17 protein-coding genes and 1 riboswitch are annotated in these 14,119 nt (G+C 37.0%); of the genes, 3 read left to right on the top strand and 14 right to left on the bottom strand.

All coding sequences use genetic code 11. The annotated features are described in order from the left end of the window. Nucleotides 1–13: 13 nt before the first annotated feature. From OR571_RS18780 to OR571_RS18725, 12 genes are all read right to left on the bottom strand, one after another. Nucleotides 14–160 carry a YjcZ family sporulation protein gene (locus OR571_RS18780; protein ID WP_142537123.1) on the bottom strand — a complete coding sequence of 49 codons (147 nt, stop codon included), beginning with the start codon at nt 158–160 and terminating at the stop codon, nt 14–16. 136 nt (nt 161–296) lie between these two features. Next, complete coding sequence (gene cdaS, locus OR571_RS18775; RefSeq protein ID WP_282245064.1) at nt 297–923, bottom strand: sporulation-specific diadenylate cyclase CdaS; 627 nt, start codon at nt 921–923, stop codon at nt 297–299. 70 nt (nt 924–993) lie between these two features. After that, complete coding sequence (locus OR571_RS18770; RefSeq protein WP_282245062.1) at nt 994–1,653, bottom strand: HAD family hydrolase; 660 nt, start codon at nt 1,651–1,653, stop codon at nt 994–996. A 107-nt stretch (nt 1,654–1,760) separates the two neighbouring features. Next, nucleotides 1,761–2,396, bottom strand: a complete 636-nt coding sequence (locus OR571_RS18765; protein WP_282245059.1) for a spore coat protein — start codon at nt 2,394–2,396, stop codon at nt 1,761–1,763. A 94-nt stretch (nt 2,397–2,490) separates the two neighbouring features. Next, on the bottom strand, nt 2,491–2,937 hold the full coding sequence (locus tag OR571_RS18760) for a branched-chain amino acid aminotransferase (protein WP_282245058.1): 447 nt from the start codon (nt 2,935–2,937) through the stop codon (nt 2,491–2,493). Continuing rightward, nucleotides 2,934–3,500 (bottom strand): SLOG family protein, encoded by a 567-nt coding sequence (locus OR571_RS18755; protein ID WP_282245057.1) that lies wholly within the window; start codon nt 3,498–3,500, stop codon nt 2,934–2,936. Before OR571_RS18755 ends, OR571_RS18760 begins: the two co-directional genes overlap by 4 nt. Nucleotides 3,501–3,626: 126 nt before the next feature. Further along, nucleotides 3,627–4,817 (bottom strand): CaiB/BaiF CoA transferase family protein, encoded by a 1,191-nt coding sequence (locus tag OR571_RS18750; protein ID WP_282245056.1) that lies wholly within the window; start codon nt 4,815–4,817, stop codon nt 3,627–3,629. Nucleotides 4,818–4,842: 25 nt separating this feature from the next. Next, nucleotides 4,843–5,976, bottom strand: a complete 1,134-nt coding sequence (locus OR571_RS18745) for an alpha-hydroxy acid oxidase (RefSeq protein WP_282245055.1) — start codon at nt 5,974–5,976, stop codon at nt 4,843–4,845. Between the two features lie 12 nt (nt 5,977–5,988). Beyond that, a complete protein-coding gene (locus tag OR571_RS18740) occupies nt 5,989–6,765 on the bottom strand; it encodes an enoyl-CoA hydratase/isomerase family protein (RefSeq protein ID WP_282245053.1) in 777 nt (258 codons plus the stop codon). Between the two features lie 14 nt (nt 6,766–6,779). Beyond that, nucleotides 6,780–7,451 carry a methionine ABC transporter permease gene (locus tag OR571_RS18735; RefSeq protein ID WP_282245051.1) on the bottom strand — a complete coding sequence of 224 codons (672 nt, stop codon included), beginning with the start codon at nt 7,449–7,451 and terminating at the stop codon, nt 6,780–6,782. Further along, entirely contained in the window at nt 7,448–8,467 is a 1,020-nt protein-coding gene (locus OR571_RS18730) for a methionine ABC transporter ATP-binding protein (protein WP_282245049.1), read from the bottom strand. The genes OR571_RS18735 and OR571_RS18730 overlap by 4 nt, the downstream gene beginning before the upstream one ends. Nucleotides 8,468–8,524: 57 nt before the next feature. After that, nucleotides 8,525–9,346, bottom strand: a complete 822-nt coding sequence (locus OR571_RS18725; RefSeq protein WP_282245047.1) for a MetQ/NlpA family ABC transporter substrate-binding protein — start codon at nt 9,344–9,346, stop codon at nt 8,525–8,527. A gap of 95 nt (nt 9,347–9,441) precedes the next feature. Next, a riboswitch (SAM riboswitch) is annotated at nt 9,442–9,555 on the bottom strand. A 149-nt stretch (nt 9,556–9,704) separates the two neighbouring features. Here OR571_RS18725 and OR571_RS18720 point away from each other — a divergent pair. Next, nucleotides 9,705–10,211, top strand: a complete 507-nt coding sequence (locus OR571_RS18720; protein ID WP_282245045.1) for a PPC domain-containing DNA-binding protein — start codon at nt 9,705–9,707, stop codon at nt 10,209–10,211. Nucleotides 10,212–10,618: 407 nt separating this feature from the next. On the opposite strand, the gene OR571_RS18715 is transcribed toward OR571_RS18720, so the two are convergent. After that, nucleotides 10,619–11,782 carry a pyridoxal phosphate-dependent aminotransferase gene (locus OR571_RS18715; protein WP_282245043.1) on the bottom strand — a complete coding sequence of 388 codons (1,164 nt, stop codon included), beginning with the start codon at nt 11,780–11,782 and terminating at the stop codon, nt 10,619–10,621. Nucleotides 11,783–11,867: 85 nt separating this feature from the next. Here OR571_RS18715 and OR571_RS18710 point away from each other — a divergent pair, with 85 nt between their 5' ends. Together OR571_RS18710 and OR571_RS18705 are read left to right on the top strand one after the other, a co-directional pair. Next, the gene (locus OR571_RS18710; RefSeq protein WP_282245041.1) at nt 11,868–12,647 is read left to right on the top strand and encodes a carbon-nitrogen family hydrolase; all 780 of its coding nucleotides are present in this window, start codon (nt 11,868–11,870) and stop codon (nt 12,645–12,647) included. A gap of 200 nt (nt 12,648–12,847) precedes the next feature. After that, the gene (locus OR571_RS18705) at nt 12,848–13,330 is read left to right on the top strand and encodes a PaaI family thioesterase (RefSeq protein ID WP_282245039.1); all 483 of its coding nucleotides are present in this window, start codon (nt 12,848–12,850) and stop codon (nt 13,328–13,330) included. A 94-nt stretch (nt 13,331–13,424) separates the two neighbouring features. On the opposite strand, the gene OR571_RS18700 is transcribed toward OR571_RS18705, so the two are convergent. Then, a complete protein-coding gene (locus OR571_RS18700) occupies nt 13,425–14,102 on the bottom strand; it encodes a YczE/YyaS/YitT family protein (protein WP_282245037.1) in 678 nt (225 codons plus the stop codon). Nucleotides 14,103–14,119: the final 17 nt, after the last annotated feature.

Below are 14,119 nucleotides of genomic sequence, written 5' to 3'. Positions count from 1 at the left end.
ACAGTTGTGCTTTTTATGAAATAAAAGTTGCCCCTACGATAATTAGAAGAATAAATAACACGACGATCAATACAAAACTTGAACCATAGCCGCCACCATAGCCGCCACCTTCGTAACCACCACTATAGCCGCCGTAGCCACCACCATATCCAAAGCCCATATACTTTCACCTCCAACGTAAGGATAAAGGAATATAGAAATTCATCCCTCTTCTTATGTTATGTCAAAGGTAAAAATGGCTTTGGACTTCTGCGTCAATATTTTTGAAAATGATTAAACGAATAACATAACAGAAGTTAAAGGATAGCAGAGCTTGTTGTAATAATAGGATGGAGCTCTCCGTTTAGGGCAAAGGAAACCTTTCCTGTCTCTTCGGAAACAACGAGTACCAGCGCATCGGACCTTTCCGATAAGCCAATTGCTGCACGGTGACGCGTACCCAGCTTTTTTTCACCTACATATATGCCCGACAATGGAAGGACATTTGCAGCAGAAAGAATTTCATTACTACGAATTAAGACGGCACCATCATGGAGAGGATTTCCTGGATAAAATATGGATTCTAATAAGGAATGCGTTAACTTTGCGCCAATGGGAGTACCAGGGCGAATAATCGTTTCGACAGCGTTCTCTCGCTCGATCACAATTAATGCACCATGCCTTTGGTTGGAAAGATGCTGAACGGCAGTAGAGATATCTAAATACCGATCAGTAAACGGAGACAGATAACAGTTTAAATAAAAGGAAGCCGCCATCGCTTCTGCTTTTTCGAAATGTTCTTTAATAGTTGCTAGTTTGCCTAATAGACAGAAATTATCTTCCGCTAATGTTTGTAATCCTATATCAACTTCAAGCGATACTTCTTTAAGCTCTTGTATCAATCGTTCTTTCAGTGGAGAAAAATCGCAATTACCGTTTCTCATGCATCTATACCTCGTTTTTGATAGTTGGTAATACAAGTTTGCCCTTATGTATTAGCTTCATTCCTAACCTTTAGATAATCTCCCAGCAGCGCTCTTTTGCTACGTTTAGAAGTTTTTCTTCCGGTTTAACTGCAATAGGATTACCTACAAGCTCTAGTACTGGGAGGTCCGAAAAACTGTCTCCGTATGCGTAACTATTTTCCCAATCAATTGGCTGTCCTTCTAGTGCTTGTAATATATGCTCCGTTTTTCGAGTGCCATTTACATGGTCGATAAACCTTTTTGTATCCACTTTACTGTCTTTATAGAAAATTTCTGTGCCGATAATCTGGTTAAAGGAAATTCCTGTGGTCACCTGATGCAAAAACTGTGTATAGGCACCAGAAACAAGCAATATATGTATATTTTCAGCTTGATGCTTTTTGAGTCTTGCTAAAACTGCTGGATTGAAATCTTTTTGGACTGGTTTGGTTAGCTCGTCAAAATACGTGACCATTTCTTTTTCTGCTATCCCATCAAAAGCTTCTATGTATAGTTGCATCGAACGGGCTTTCATTTTGGCATCTGGATACAGCTTTAACTTATTCGCAATATAAGGCGGTACGATGGATCTGTAAAAGCGTTTATATTTTGTTCGATAAACGGGGTGTTCTTTTAAATGTGTCATCAACAGCTTGAATGTCTCTTCTGCATATAGTGTTCCATCAAAGTCAAAAATTGCAACTCGCATTCCATTCACCTTTTCTTTGTTTGTAGTTGCTATCTATTATAGCGTAAATGGAAGGAAATAATGGATAATAAAAACTCATCCCTACTGCAAATAGGGATGAGTCTGTATTATTGTACTTGGTTGTTCATAGATTGATGACCAGGTGCGTAAGAATTAAGTATGCCTTGTATATCTTGCTGCGTTAACTGTGGAACTTGGTAGTAATGATGCTTGTTTTGATAAATAGCAAGCTCATATGCCATTTCAATACAGTTAGGAATAGAATCTGCAAGTACTCGTCGTACAACTGGATTTGTTGTTTCCAATGCAGCTGCAGTTTTTGCAGTCGCAGAAGCTTTTGCAGCACCAAGTAAATACCCGGAAATCATTTCGTCTGTAATTTCATTTGGTCCTTGTATCGGCTTTTTCGGCTGAGACGGCTTCATTCCATAGATGAAATCATTGCCACCTTGCATTTTATAGCTAGAAGTAGGATGGGAAGGATCTTTACCTGTTTTGAAACATTCAACCGTAATATTATATTCATCCAGGGCAAATGCATATTGACGATTTAAAATATTGAGTAGTTCTTGGTCTTGCACATGTGGTCGAAGTATTGTTTTCAAATTCAATCCTGAAAGAGCCGTCGATAATACTTCATGCACATCGAACAATTCATGACCGCCATGATTCAATTGTGGAGGTACATTTCCTGTTTGCATATTTTGATATGTTTGACCTTGACCAAATGAGTTTTGATTCATTCAGATATTTCCTCCTTGTAGAAAATGTGATGGGACATCCTCTATAGTTTGGTCAATTGAATGGCTGATATACAAAATCACTTGGATAAATATATTAAAGTTCGAGTGCTTCCACTAAAGAAGAGATGAAGGATTGTAGAAATTGATATGCTTCTTCTATCGTAAAGTTTTCGCTGAATTGATCGATGTAATTTAACGGCAGATTAATTTCCCATAAGCCTTCATCTCCAGAGAACATCATGCTATAGTTCATTTTTTCTTTGTTATAATGTTCATCTAAGTAAGTGCCTATTTTAGATGCCAATTTCTTTTGCACAGCAAGTCCAAACATTGCTGTGTATACTTCAAATACTTCGTCGTATTCTAAGACAAGACCATCTACTTTTAAAGCATTTAGATTTTCTGATTGTAAATAAGCATATTCATTTTTCTTTTCCTTGAAATGAGAGAGGGGAGTGGATAAAAATTCCATCGAATCCTTAGACACTAGTTCTTCTGTTTCTTTATCATATCTTTCACATATTACATTTGGTTTACTCATATAAAATCATTCCTCGTTTCTTCTACTATTTCTTCCGCAATCGTTTGAAGGTCATAAGCATCAATCGTAAAAAGGGTATAATTTTCTTTTTCCATATATGCTTCCGTTAGTTTTTTTATAAATTTTGGAGAGCCTTCATTTTCTTCATCGTAAACAATAAGTATACCATCCGAATTACGAAGTAAAAATTTATTTTTTTCGATGAATTGCCAAGGTGCTTCATACGGTCTTTTGGTTAAACTTGTTTCATAATCGGCTTGAAATAATAAGCTTCTATATTTTTCTTGTTTTAGCTCATTCCAATTCTTTTCTTGCTCTAAAAAAGGTGTAATGATGGCGTACTTTAATGAAGGAAATTCCTCTTTTAATTCAAGTACGACTTCAGCCGTCCAAGTTTCGACACCTTGCTGTCCACTTAGTATTACCCATTCCAATCCCTCATCCATAAGAGCGATTAATTTGTTTTTTATCGCTTGCTTAATAACTGGAATACCTGGATGCGAATCATTAAAGATTCCTAATTCATGTGCTTTATAACCTGTTACAACTAATCGCTTTACCATTTATATTACCTTCTTTTAATGACATCTCCATTTAATCTTACCACTTTATGGTCCCTTTATAAAACTTCTGCTCATTAAAAAAAACGTCTACTCTATTCGAGTAAACGTTCAGTTTAGTTACATTTTCTAAGAAAGGACATGCTTCTTTTGGAAAGTATCAATTTCTTCAACCGAATAACCAAGCTCCGTTAGCACTTCTTTATTATGCTGACCAAGAAGGGGAGCGGGGCTTTTAAATTGACCTGGTGTCTCTGAGAATTTAGCAGGGAAGCCGAGTGTCTTCATCGCACCAGCAACAGGATGCTCATATTCTAAAATCATTTCTCTTGAAAGAATATGCTCATCTGCAAGTGTTTGATCGTACGAGTAAATTGGTCCAGAAGGGATACCATTTTTATCTAACATATCTAACCAGTAGGAGGAATCATGATCTTTCAACACATTTTCTAATTCAATTTCTAATTCATCTACATGGTGAGCTCGTATACTATTCGTTAAAAATCGTTCATCCTCGATCCATTCCGGTTTGTTAATCACAGACATGCAAAATTTTTCCCATAGCTTTTGATTTGCTGCACCAATAAGGATGAAGCCATCTTTTGTTTTATAACCTTGATAAGGAGCAGATACACGATGTGCTGTACCGTTTCTACGAGGGACTTCGCCTTTACCGAAAAAGGCAGCCGCTTCCCACACTGTCCAAGCTAGACCTGAATCGACTAGCGATACATCTATATATTGTCCGTTCCCAGTTTTTAGACAGTGAATATAGGCCGCTAGAATGGATTGAATAGCTGTTTGAGCAGCTGCGATGTCATGAATGGCAATCCCAACTTTAACAGGTTTTCCAGTACGTTCACCAGTCATATCGATTAGACCAGACAAACCTTGTGCCATTATGTCAAATCCGCCTTTATTCTTGTATGGACCTGTTTGACCATAACCTGAAATGGAACAATAGATCAGCCCTGGATTGATCGATTTCAGCGTATCATAATCGATGCCAAGTTTTTTCGTAACGCCTGGACGATAGTTTTCTATAAAAACATCAGCTTCTTCTATTAACTTATATAAAACTTGTAAACCTTCATCTGTTTTTAAGTTAAGACAAACCCCGCGTTTGTTGCGGTTTACCATCATATACATATAACTTTCTTCATTAATATAAGGGCCCATCGTACGAGTGTCATCCCCAAGTGGAAATTTCTCTACTTTAACAACATCCGCACCCATATCTCCAAGAACCATCGTGCAATAGGGGCCGGCTAATACTTGAGATAAATCGACCACTTTCATACCTTTCAATGCCTGTTCCATCTAAACTTACCACCTTTAATAAACCTCAGCTTTTAACTACTTTCAACTTATGAAGATCAGTTACATGCCTTACACCACTTAAAGAAATGGAGACTTTAGTTTCTTCCAGGAAGCTTTCTAATACCCGTTCAACGCCTGCTTGACCACCAGCAGCTAATCCCCACACAAAAGGACGACCGATACATACAGCAGTAGCGCCAAGTGCAAGAGCTTTCAATGCATCCGCGCCACGTCGGATACCACTATCAAATAACACCGGAATTCTACCATCGACTGCTTCCACTATTTCAGGAAGGGCATCAATGCTTGCGACTACACCATCTAACTGGCGTCCGCCGTGATTTGATACGATAATGCCATCGATTCCTTTTTCAATTGCAAGTTTTGCATCTTCTGGATGCAGAATGCCTTTAATCAGTATCGGTAAAGAAGTTTGTTCTTTCAGTTCGGCAATAGCGTCCCAATTTAAGGATGGATGATATAGATAATCTACGATGCCATTAATAATAGAATCCTCCGTTTGATCCGGAAGGGAAGCCATAAACACAGGATCCGTTATAAAATTCCCTTTTGCTATCCCTTTTTTAAGCGGTGAGAATTGGTTGCGTAAGTCTTCTTCACGCCATCCGAGCATAACAGTATCAACTGTTACGACAATCGCTTTGTACCCAGCTTTTTCAGCTCTTTTCACGATATTATAGGAAATTTCTTTGTTTTTCGACCAATACAATTGAAACCACTTGGTGCTTCCTTCTGTAGCGGCAGCAACTTCTTCTATTGAATAGCTAGAAACTGTGCTTTGAATATAAGGGAAGTTATACTTCGCCGCTGCTTTTGCTACTGCTATTTCTCCGTCTTCATGTGCGATTTTGTTCATTCCAACAGGAGCAACGAAAAGAGGGTGAGGGTATATTTGACCGAACAGTGTAATCTCAGTATTTAAGGAAGAAACGTCGTTTAGAAACCTAGGAACAATGGAATATTTAGCGAATGATTCTGTGTTTTTTCGAAGTGTTTCTTCACCGCCAGCTGAAGAGCGTATATAACCAAAAGGACCGACTTCTAATTTCTCTTTAGCCGCTTGTTCCAATTCAGCAAAATTTATGGGATATTTTTCATTTGAACTTATATTTTTTAGCAATAAATCTAAGTTTGACATGCGTACCACTCCTTATGAAAAATTAGGTTTTCTTTTTTCTAAAAACGCAGCAATGCCTTCTTTATAATCCTCTGAACTAAATGAGTCCAAAATAAGTTGCTCAATTTCTTTTGTTTCTGCATTTTCACCGTCGATAATCGATTGGATAACTTGTTTAATGCCGTTATTTGCAACAGAGGATTTACGAATAATTTGTCCAGCAAACTCTAAACACTTTTCTTCGATTTCATCCATTTCATACACATAATCGATTAAGCCAATTTCTTTTCCTTCTTCAGCACCAATCAATTTAGCCGTGTATAATAATTCCTTTGCTTTAGAGGGCCCAACTAAGTTCACCAAACGTTTGGTGCTCGTCAAATTATAAATAATGCCGATGTTAGCGGCCGTAATGCCAAGCTTACTGCCAGCTGTTGCAAATCTAAAATCACAGGAGTTAGCAAGCTCTAAGCCGCCACCGATTGCCAAAGTTTTAATAAGGGCAATCGTAGGCTTTGTAAAACGATACAGTTTTTCAATCGATTCGAGCGTTGCATCATTATAATCTTTTGCCCTCACGGCAGAAAAGCGATTTTCTAGAAACTCCGAAATGTCTGCACCTGCTGAGAAAGCTGTTTCGTCAACACCTTTTAAGATCAGTACTTTAACTTGGGAATCCATTTGCAATTCCTCTAATATTGTTCCTAACTGTTTAAACATAGCAAGGGAAAATGAATTTTTCTTCTCTGCACGATTAAAAATTAGAGTAGCAATAGCGCCATTCTTTTCTACATATAAATTGTTCGACATGTAAGAACCTCCAACTAATCTTTTTTCAGTTTTGCAGCAAGTCTATTCCCAATAGATTGAATGCTTTGAACAAGAATGATTAATATGAAGACAGTTGCATACATAACATCGACTTCATAACGCAAATGTCCGAAACGATAAGCTAAATCCCCAAGACCTCCAGCACCGACCATACCAGCCATTGCGGTTGCTCCTATTAAACTAACAGTAGAAATGGTTAAACCTAAAATAATAGAAGGGCGTGCTTCGCGTAATAATACATGCCATATTATCGATCTAGTTTTAATACCCATCGCTGTATAAGCTTCAATTACACCATTTTCCACTTCGAGTAGCGCAGACTCCATCAAACGTGCTATATACGGTGCTGTATAAATAACGAGAGGGACGATTACGCCTTTTACCCCAATAGTCGTACCAACGATAAATTTTGTAAATGGTAGAATAAAAAATAGTAAAATGATAAATGGAATAGAACGAAGTATATTGATCAATAAGTTGCTTGTTTGGTATAAAAACTTATTTGCCAATGCTTGACCTGGTCTAGTTAATACGATTAAAATTCCTAGCGGTATTCCGATAAGCACGGAGAAAAACAAAGAAATTCCAACCATTTGAAATGTTTCCACAACCGATTTTCCGATGATCGGTAGCCATTGGTTGATAAATGTATCTAGTCTGCTCATGATTGTCCCTCCAAGTTCTCAACACCTACGCCACTTTCTTCTAAAAACTGTAATGCAGCGTTTACTTGGTCGTTTTCTCCTATTAAATGAATAACAATGTTTCCAACAATGCCATTTTTCAATTCGATAATATTGGCAGTTAGTATATTTGGTTTAACATTAAATCTTTGACTTACTTCTGCAAGTAATGGCTGCCCAGTGCTTTCACCTACGAATGTTAACCGAGTAACCGCTCCTGTTACATGTAATTGTGAGATTAAAGCAGGGGACAGATTGCGCTGACTAATCGTACTTAAAAACTTTTTAGTTGTAGAATGTGTAGGCTTTGTAAATAATTGAATCGCATTATTTTGTTCTACAACATGCCCGTTTTCCATGACATATACATGATCACAAATTTTTTGGATAACATTCATCTCGTGGGTGATGAGCAAAATAGTTATTCCTAGATCTTTATTTATTTTTAAAAGTAGATCTAAAATAGAATCGGTTGTTTCTGGGTCAAGTGCGCTAGTTGCTTCATCACTTAACAGAATTTCTGGTTCTTGTGCAAGGGCTCTTGCAATAGCAACACGTTGCTTTTGACCACCAGACAACTGATTTGGATAATTTTTATGTTTATCTGTTAATCCAACAATCTCTAGATATTTTTCTGCTCTATTTTGAACTTCTGCTTTGTTATAACCAAGAAGTTTAAGAGGAATCGCAATATTATCATAAACAGTAGCTGTTTTTAGTAGGTTAAATCCTTGGAAGATCATTCCTATTTTATTGCGAGCTTCACGTAATTTGGGAAGGGGGAGGAAAGTGGTTTCTACTCCATTAATATAAACCTTGCCTTCTGTTGGTCTTTCAAGTAAATTTACACAGCGAATAAGTGTACTTTTACCAGCACCACTATATCCAATAACTCCATGAATTTCTCCTTTTTTTACATGGATGTTAACATTGTTTACTGCCTTTACTTTGCCGTTTTTACTATTGAATTCTTTTGAAATATTTTCTAAAACGATCATTAGATGTCTTCCTTTCTAAAGAAAACGTTACCGAAGTCGGTAACGTTCTCAAATTCTTTACTCATCCCAGCTAGGTAATACAGATCCTTGAAATTCTTCTTCGATGAATTGTTTTACTTCTTCTGATTGATAAGCTTTTACAAATTTTTGAATCGTAGGATCATCTTTATTCTCCGCACGGACAACCACATAGTTCACATATGGAGAGTTAGATGACTCTAGTAAAATAGAATCTTCTTTTGGATTGATCCCAGCATCTAGTGCAAAATTTGTATTGATTGCAGCAGCGTCTACTTCACTTAACTGCTTTGGAATTTGAGCAGCTTCTAGCTCAATAAATTTTAAGTTTTTTGGATTTTCCTCTAGGTCATAAATAGAGGCAGTTTCTCGTTTGTCTTCTTTAATTTTGATAAGTCCATTTTCTTCTAAAATATATAACGCACGAGCGCCATTTGTTGGGTCATTTGGTAATCCGAAAGTTGCACCATCTGGAAGTTCATCAATTGACTTATATTTATCCGAATACACGCCCATTGGGTTTAGTATCGTTTTTCCAACCGGTACTAAGTCCGTGCCATGGTCTTCGTTAAACGTGTTTAAGAAAGGTTCGTGTTGGTAACTGTTAGCATCTAAGTCACCTTGAGATAAAGCTGTGTTTGGTAATATGTAGTCAGAAAAAACTTTAATATCCACTTCTAATCCATCTTTAGCAGCTACTTCTTTTGCTTTTTCTACGATCTGTTCATGCGGTCCAGCAGTTACACCAATAACTAATTTTTTTTCGTCTAACGCTTTATCTCCACTACTAGAATCATCGCCACACGCAGCAAGTGCTCCAGTTAATAGTACGCTTGATAAAAGTAAACCTAATTTCTTCATTGTTGCTTCCTCCTAATTATTATTAGGAATGTTGAATAAATATAAAAGCCTCTCTTTCAAAAGAAAGAGAGGCACATAAAAATACAATTTGTCCTCTCTTATCTTCCAAAACAATACGTTTTGCAGGATTTAGCACCTTTCTACATAACTATTATGTAGATGGTTGCCGAGCTTCATCGGGCCAGTCCCTCAGCTACTCTTGATAAGAGATGTAAGCTATTAAATTTTTCATCAGTTCCATGAGAATTAATTTACTACATCAATTTATTAAAGTCAACTTATTTTTTCTAATTGAAATATTCAGTCCAAATAGTTTAAAGTAATTATCAATAAATAAATATACAAGGATGATGAAAAAATGTCAGCAGTAAGAGTAAATTATGCGACTGGCCAACTCGGCAAAACAATTGGTGCGAGATTAGTATACGGAACAGATCTGCTAGAAGGAATCGAACAATTATGTGCAGAAAATAAGATAGAATATGCAACGATTATCAGCTGTTTTGGTAGCTTTCAAAAAAGTGGGTTTGTGTATTTAGTTCCGAATGATGCCTCGATAATTGGCGTTGGATATAATGACCTTGTAGTTAAGGAAGGACCAATCGAGTTTTTACAAGGTACGGGAGTTATTTGTAAGAGAGAAGGAGAATACGAGACTCATTTTCACGGGACAATGTGTGATCAAAAAGGAAATATTTTTGGAGGTCATTTTATCAAGGGGGTAAATCCAGTTATAACAGTGGATCTCGTTCTAGCAGAAGTTACGGGGATGGAATTTCAACGTAAATTTGATTCAGAAACAGGGGCCAATCAATTTTATCCGATAGAGAAAGATGCGACGGAACCAAAAAGAATAGAGAAGTGAGCAAATGGGGTGACACCAAGATGAGTTTTTGGAGTCACTCTTTTTATTTTGAGTGAAGCGCAGCTAAAAATTAGTTTTATACTGACTTTAATCCAATAACTGGCAAAGGGCAACGAACCAATCACTGAAAGCAACCAGTTCAAGTCTAAAAGCAACCAAATCAGATGAAGAGCAACCAAAGTGCCTATGAAAACAACTAATTCTCAGAACAGCAAGTTTACTTGGAGTGAGACGCCGATGACAGTGACTCATTTTGGAGAAACGTTGCGCATACGTACTTCAACGTTGCGCGTAATAGTTATAATGTTGCGCATTTATAAATTAAGATCCGAGAACGAGCCAAACTCCTCACTAAAACAAATAAGAAGACTGTCTCAAAAGTAATACCTTCGAGACAGCCTCATTTTTTAAAACAATTCTAGTTTTGCAATTCGTTCCACAGCTTCTACTAATCTTTCTTCATCAACTAATAGGCCCACACGTACGTAGCCTTCGCCAAATGTGCCAAATCCATTACCAGCGGCAACCGCTACATCTGCTTTAGCGAGTAATAAATCTGCGAACTCTTCGCTCGAATAACCTTTCGCAACAGGTAACCACGCAAAGAAAGATCCTTTCGGAGCTTTTACATCCCAACCCATTTTAGAACATGCCTCGATTAATGCATTTCTTCTACCTTCATACAATGAAACCAACTCATCTACACATTGTTGACTCTCATTTAGTGCTGCTGCAGCTGCAGATTGAACAGCAGGGAAGAGGCTAACGAATAAATGATCTTGAATGATATTGATCGCTTCAATCATTTTAGCGTTTCCTACTGCAAATCCAACTCGCCAACCAGCCATATTGTATGTTTTGGATAGTGTGTACATTTCCAATCCGACTTCTTTTGCGCCCTCTACTTGCATAAAGCTTAAAGGTTTTTGCCCGTCGAATCCTACGGCACCATATGCGAAATCATGAACGATCGCAATATCCGACTCTTTTGCCAGTTTCACAGTCTCTTCAAAAAATTCTTTAGTTGCTATAGCACCTGTTGGGTTATTCGGGTAGTTTAAATACATCAGTTTAGCCTCTTGTTTTTGTTCTTCTGTTAATTTGCTGTAATCTGGCAAATAATCATTTTCCTCTAGTAAGGGCATCGTATCAAAACGAACATTTGCAAGTCCCGCACCTGATAAATAATCTGGATATCCTGGGTCTGGAAGAAGCATTAACTCTTGTTCATTCATTATTGCTAGTGGTAATTCCACTAATCCTATTTTGGTGCCGAACATAATGGCTACTTCTGTATTCAGATCAATGTCGACATTGTATTCACGTTTATAAAAGTCAGCCGCAGCTTGTTTTAAATCATTTGTACCTCTAAAAGGAGAATATCGATGAGATCCTGGATTAGCAGCCGCATCTTGTAATGCTTTTACAATATGTTCAGGTGTTGGTTGATCTGGATTTCCTTGTCCGAGATTGATGACATCTCTTCCTTCTGCTACAGCGATTGTTACCTTTTGAACGAGTGTAGCAAAAAATTGTGGGGGTAGATTTTTTAATCGATTCGAAAAGTCCATGTACATAACCTCTTTTTTTTAATAGTTGCATATATTAGACAAATCTTATAATCTTTTTAGTATTATGTCTATAGGTGGTGTCGAGATGAAAGTTGCTTGTGTTCAATTAGATATTGTTTTTGGTGAGCCAAAAGAAAATTTTCTCAAGGTAGAGGAAAAGATTAGAGAAGCCGAATCTTTAGGGGCAAATACAGTAGTATTACCTGAAATGTGGAATACGGGTTATGATCTAACTCGTCTTGAAGAAATCGCTGATGTGAACGGCGAAGAAACGAAAAAATTATTATCTCAACTCTCAAAAGAATTAAATATACATATTGTTGGAGGTTCTGTTTCGATCAAAAAAGGGGACAAATTTTATAACACTATGTATGTGACGAATTCTTTGGGTGAAGTTGTTGGGGAATATGACAAAGCTCATTTGATTAAATTAATGGATGAACATCTTTACCTAGAAGCTGGTAGTGAGAAGAATATATTTACGCTTGATGGAGTTAAGATGGGCGGAATCATTTGTTATGATTTGCGTTTTCCTGAATGGACAAGAGCGCATTCGTTAAACGGTGCTAAGGTGATGTTTATACCAGCGCAATGGCCGGCTAAACGAATCGATCATTGGAAAATACTTTTGCAAGCAAGGGCAATTGAAAACCAAAGTTTTCTCATAGCAGTGAATCGTGTGGGAAGCGATCCTCATAATGAATTTGGTGGAAATTCCATGGTAATAAGCCCTTGGGGAGAAATTATATGGAATGGTGCAAACGAGGAGTGCGTTGAAATCCTCGATCTAAATCTAGAAGAAATTGAAGAAATACGTGCGCGCATTCCAGTCTTTTCGGATAGAAGAGAAGAACTATATAAATAAATGAAACTGTAGACAATCTCTGAAAAGAGTGTCTACAGTTTTTTGTATTGTAAAACGATTCTTAGAGAATAATTTATCAAATTTCTGATATTATATTAATTTTGGAAAAGTGAAGTTTTAACCAAGTTAATCAATCTTCTTTTTGTAATTTTCAAATATATTAAAGTATAGTAGTATGGAATCATAAAGGGGGACTTACGATGAGAAATGAAGTTCATGCAATTCAAGATGATTACCCAGAGGATTTCGCTTGGTGTTTTGGTTGTGGGAGATTAAATGAGGAAGGACATCATTTCCGAACAGCTTGGAACGGAAATCATACGGAAACAATTTATGATCCAAACGAAAAGCATACCGCGATTCCTGGCTTTGTATACGGCGGATTAATCGCTTCGCTGATCGATTGTCATGGGACGGGCTCAGCTTCACTTGCGTTACATCGCAAAAATGGCTTTGAACCTGGAAGTGGGGAAGCACCACCAAGATTTGTCACAGGATCTTTGCATGTAGATTTTCTAAAGCCAACTCCACAAAATGTAACGTTGAAAGCAGTGGGAACGATTGAGGAAATCCATCCGAAGAAATGGAAAGTCACAACAGAAGTTTTTGCTGGAGATACGCTATGTGCTAAAGGGGAAGTAGTAGCGGTCGTAATGCCCGCAACATTTGCACTACAAAACTAATTAAGAAATGAATTAATCAATTGACAGCTATAGTATTACCTAAAAAGTGTTAAGCGGCTTGACTTAGTCATACCTCTTAATACTTTTTTGATATTTAACTATTTATTTCTTCTTCATTATTTTTAGCAATCCATCTTACTAAATATTTTTGAAAGTGGGTCATTAACCAACCTAATATTTTCCCGATAAAATATGCAGCAACTAGCGTGCCAATTCCAATGGACCCTAATGAGTGTATGAATATAATGCATACTAAACCTGCTACACAAACATTCAATAAGTCACTAGAAATCTTGGCTTTACTAAATTTCATTTTAAACTTTTCACTTATTGCGTACGTTAGGGCATCATACGGCATTAATGGAAACTTTGCATTGAAATATCCTAGTAAACCAATAGAAACAACAAATAAACTTATCATCAAAAAGACACATCGCATGACAATTGATTCGGATGAAGGTAGCAATTGTACGAGAAACAAGGTTGCATCCATAAAAAATCCAAACAAAAATGTAATAATTAATTGTACGATAGATTCTCTCAAATCGAATCGTTTACTCAAAATTACTTGGATAATAATGAATAATACATTTGCTACTATTGTCATCATCCCGACTGATAAACCGAAAGATAAAGAAAATGCATATGCCAATGAAGAGACTGGTGATACACCAAAATCTGCTACAATGGAAAAGCTGACACCAAGGGATAGAAAAAACAAACCGATTACGTACAAACTAAGTCTTTTGATAGTTATATTCATATGATTCATCATATTCTCCTCTCTAG

This window comes from Psychrobacillus sp. NEAU-3TGS (genome assembly GCF_029955155.1).
In the GTDB taxonomy this organism is placed as follows: Bacteria; Bacillota; Bacilli; order Bacillales_A; family Planococcaceae; genus Psychrobacillus.
The sequence above is the reverse complement of the archived record's forward strand: the minus strand, read 5'-3'. Positions and strand labels throughout refer to the sequence as shown.

Coding starts and splice junctions, on each gene's coding strand:
- OR571_RS18780 (WP_142537123.1), bottom strand. CDS start 160: ATGGGCTTTGGATATGGTGGTGGCTACGGCGGCTATAGTGGTGGTTAC.
- cdaS (WP_282245064.1), bottom strand. CDS start 923: ATGAGAAACGGTAATTGCGATTTTTCTCCACTGAAAGAACGATTGATA.
- OR571_RS18770 (WP_282245062.1), bottom strand. CDS start 1,653: ATGCGAGTTGCAATTTTTGACTTTGATGGAACACTATATGCAGAAGAG.
- OR571_RS18765 (WP_282245059.1), bottom strand. CDS start 2,396: ATGAATCAAAACTCATTTGGTCAAGGTCAAACATATCAAAATATGCAA.
- OR571_RS18760 (WP_282245058.1), bottom strand. CDS start 2,937: ATGAGTAAACCAAATGTAATATGTGAAAGATATGATAAAGAAACAGAA.
- OR571_RS18755 (WP_282245057.1), bottom strand. CDS start 3,500: ATGGTAAAGCGATTAGTTGTAACAGGTTATAAAGCACATGAATTAGGA.
- OR571_RS18750 (WP_282245056.1), bottom strand. CDS start 4,817: ATGGAACAGGCATTGAAAGGTATGAAAGTGGTCGATTTATCTCAAGTA.
- OR571_RS18745 (WP_282245055.1), bottom strand. CDS start 5,976: ATGTCAAACTTAGATTTATTGCTAAAAAATATAAGTTCAAATGAAAAA.
- OR571_RS18740 (WP_282245053.1), bottom strand. CDS start 6,765: ATGTCGAACAATTTATATGTAGAAAAGAATGGCGCTATTGCTACTCTA.
- OR571_RS18735 (WP_282245051.1), bottom strand. CDS start 7,451: ATGAGCAGACTAGATACATTTATCAACCAATGGCTACCGATCATCGGA.
- OR571_RS18730 (WP_282245049.1), bottom strand. CDS start 8,467: ATGATCGTTTTAGAAAATATTTCAAAAGAATTCAATAGTAAAAACGGC.
- OR571_RS18725 (WP_282245047.1), bottom strand. CDS start 9,346: ATGAAGAAATTAGGTTTACTTTTATCAAGCGTACTATTAACTGGAGCA.
- OR571_RS18720 (WP_282245045.1), top strand. CDS start 9,705: ATGTCAGCAGTAAGAGTAAATTATGCGACTGGCCAACTCGGCAAAACA.
- OR571_RS18715 (WP_282245043.1), bottom strand. CDS start 11,782: ATGGACTTTTCGAATCGATTAAAAAATCTACCCCCACAATTTTTTGCT.
- OR571_RS18710 (WP_282245041.1), top strand. CDS start 11,868: ATGAAAGTTGCTTGTGTTCAATTAGATATTGTTTTTGGTGAGCCAAAA.
- OR571_RS18705 (WP_282245039.1), top strand. CDS start 12,848: ATGAGAAATGAAGTTCATGCAATTCAAGATGATTACCCAGAGGATTTC.
- OR571_RS18700 (WP_282245037.1), bottom strand. CDS start 14,102: ATGAATCATATGAATATAACTATCAAAAGACTTAGTTTGTACGTAATC.